General features: G+C 33.7%; 3 protein-coding genes. 2 read left to right on the forward strand and 1 reads right to left on the reverse strand.

Translation table 11 applies throughout. The annotated features are described in order from the left end of the window. On the reverse strand, window positions 1-1,234 hold a 1,234-nt coding region (locus AC1DUD_RS30920), incomplete at its 3' end, for a hypothetical protein (protein WP_477381779.1). 287 nt (window positions 1,235-1,521) lie between these two features. On the opposite strand from AC1DUD_RS30920, the gene AC1DUD_RS30925 reads away from it, so the two are divergent. Both AC1DUD_RS30925 and AC1DUD_RS30930 read left to right on the forward strand, forming a co-directional pair. After that, on the forward strand, window positions 1,522-2,412 hold the full coding sequence (locus tag AC1DUD_RS30925) for a retron St85 family effector protein (protein ID WP_477381781.1): 891 nt from the start codon (window positions 1,522-1,524) through the stop codon (window positions 2,410-2,412). A gap of 176 nt (window positions 2,413-2,588) precedes the next feature. Continuing rightward, on the forward strand, window positions 2,589-3,059 hold a 471-nt coding region (locus AC1DUD_RS30930; RefSeq protein ID WP_477381783.1), incomplete at its 3' end, for a reverse transcriptase domain-containing protein.

Here is a 3,059-nt window from a genome sequence, read left to right on the forward strand (position 1 = left end):
ATTTACGAATGTGCAATTTTGAACTTGATTTCTTAGCCATCGTAAATAATGCAACATTTGATGATATTTTTCTTGTTTCAGACCAAGACTTATTAGCATTCATAGGTATTGAGCTCTCAATAGTCGAAAATAAGTCTTGGTCTGAAACAAGAAAAATATCATCAAATGTTGCATTATTTACGATGGCTAAGAAATCAAGTTCAAAATTGCACATTCGTAAATTAAACTCTTGTCTGTTATCTCGAGATAATTTAATTGGCTCCCTCAAAAATCGTTTGACATCAAACTCTCCGGCAATAAATCCTCTTTCGATATTAACGCTTCTTTTGTTTAGAATTTTCCAGATTTTGTTGAGTGAGTCTTCTGTGGTTTTTAAACAAAATGTCGGACAGACATTTAGTCTCGGTTTACTATTATATTTATTAATGAAATCCTCAATCAATTTCGATGCGATTAATTCAAAATCATTAATATACGTACCATCCAAAATAAGGCATCGATTACGACTATTTAAATTTAGATTAACATGTAGCTGATCTCGCCTCCTTTTCAACAATTTTTGAAAAGATTCTAATTCTTTTGTCCAACGATTTATCGCTGTTGTCTTTTTTTTCCGAAGACCGTTTAGAAAACTTTCCTTTGTAATTTTACGGGCATTCTCATCGTGATTGATACTTATTTCTGCAATTGCGTGTATTGCATTGGGGTAAAATATTTCTTCGACGTCTTCCGTGGAAAAGCCTTCTTGAGACAATTCGACTATAACCGATCTTTGACTATCTCCGTAAGATGCACCAAATTCAATTTCGAAAACATTTAGGAATTCTTCAATTTGATGAAAAGCTGAAAGTTGATCAATTAATTTTGTTAATTCTTTAGAGGAACTATTAAGAACTTCTTCGATATCTTTTGAACTAAGCTTTTTAATAGTTCCAACGGTTTCGTTTGGAAAGTGGGCATGTAGTCTGTATTTTATTTTCGCTGAAGGATTTTTATCGAAATTTATCATCATTTGCAATATTGGCTTATAGATAGATGATAAGGTAAACTTATTTTTGGCTTCGTGATATTTGCATTGCACTGCTTCTATACCTGAAGGCATTACAATGTCAATGTCTTCAATAATACCTTCAACTACAATCTCAGTATCATCAGAACATTTAAGCAATTTATTAAGTGTAATAATAAATTGATAAATAAATCCTTGAATAGAATAATCAGCCGTTCTAGCCATAATAGGTGTTAATTGTGATAAGTTGTTTAGGACTTACTGTTGATAAAATTAAATATAATTTAGTTAATAGAATTATAAATATCTTGTACAAAAAATTGATTTAAATTAGTGTTTAACCTCACGAACTCGTAATTAATTTTGCCTTGTTTTCCAAATAAGGATATTAATCATTTATACAAATCACTAATATATTCCGATATTAGATTGAAATGTCGACGTCGAAAAACAGTTCAATGCAAATACAAGATTTATCTTTATCCGAGTCCAAGATTATAGCCGATAAGGTCATGAAAGATATTTTCGAACCCGCTAAAAGTTATAAAACAACAATCTTTCTTTGCGGGAAAGATGTTGCAGATCAAAGCAGTATACGATTTAAAATTTCTGATATTTTGACTAACAGTCTGTGGTATGCGGGTGATTATGAAATAATTTACCCTGAAGATATATTCGAAGCGTTATTGTATAAATCATCTTCCGAAGACCTTCTATCATTGGAAAACCTCTTGGCAGACAGTGTTGACGTAGTGGTAGTTATTCCTGAGAGTGCAGGATCTTTCGCCGAGTTAGGTGCTTTTGCTAATAACACCAAACTCCGGGACAAAATGGTTTGTGTACTTGATAAGAAATATGAGCGAGACAAAAGCTTTATTAATCAAGGGCCAGTCAAACTATTAAAAAGGAATAATAACAAGTCAGTCGTGCATATTGACCCATCAATTTTAGATCGTTCATTAGCATTACCCACAGGGATTAGACCTTTCACAAAAAATCCTGAACTCGATAAAATTGTCTCTTCCGTCAGATACATCAAGAAACATGCGGCCGGAAGAGGAACGAAACTGACCATGCTCGGCGTTGACAGATTTCTTTTGCCTGCAATTTATCTTTTAGAGCCGGTTGGAAGAAAAACCTTGACCTATATGGCGTCTATAGTTACAGATAATAACGCATACGCGTCAAGCATTACTGAAACAGCATTAGGTATCTTATTAAAAAAAAGATGGGTTCAATCTAGCACCGAGGGTTTTCGGTTGACTGAAACAGGGAAAGCGGCCTTTCTAAGCTACAAAGACAAACGGGGAACAAAGGTTACAGATAAAACCAAAGCAATTGATGATTTACGCTTAGAAATATTAAATTTGAAGTATAGAAACAAAAAATTGAGGGTAACGTAAGTTTTTAGACATTTAGCATGCCATGTGTGCTAAGTAAGAATGTTGTTTCGGCATTCGAGAGTTAAACTTAACTTTACCTTCCAAAATTATGAAGCGGTTGACTCGATACCTCGCAACCTCTTCATACTTTCGTCTATAATTATGAGTAAAAGCGCCTTACCCTCATTTTTTGTTCTATGAATAATTCGGATACAGTAAGGCTTAAGATGTTGGGTCTGCCGGTTATAGAATGTGTGGATGATTTTGCTGCACTCACACATCTTTCAATGTCAATCATATATCAATTGTCGGTGCATTCCGATAAGTATTATAAGATATATGACATTCCAAAAAAGAGTGGTGGATTCCGAAAAATTTCGCAACCAGGACGTAAGCTTAAAGCTATTCAGGCATGGCTATTAGTCAATATTTTGAATAAACTCAAAACGTCACCCTCATGCAAAGGATTTGAAAAAGGTACGTCTACATACGACAATGCGAACGTTCATATCGGTTCTACGGCCATATTAACTGTTGACATTGAAAGTTTTTTTCATTCTATTAGCCAGCGTCAAGTTTTCAATATTTTTAAAGCCGTAGGATATAACAACTTAATTGCTACCATTTTTTCAAATATTTGTACATATGAGGATAAGCTTCCCCAAGGT

Source organism: Mucilaginibacter sp. P4_A11 (assembly GCF_056402535.1).

Bases quoted from the DNA above. Each gene is read 5' to 3' on its own strand.
- AC1DUD_RS30925 (WP_477381781.1), top strand. From the start codon at position 1,522: ATGAAAGATATTTTCGAACCCGCTAAAAGTTATAAAACAACAATCTTT.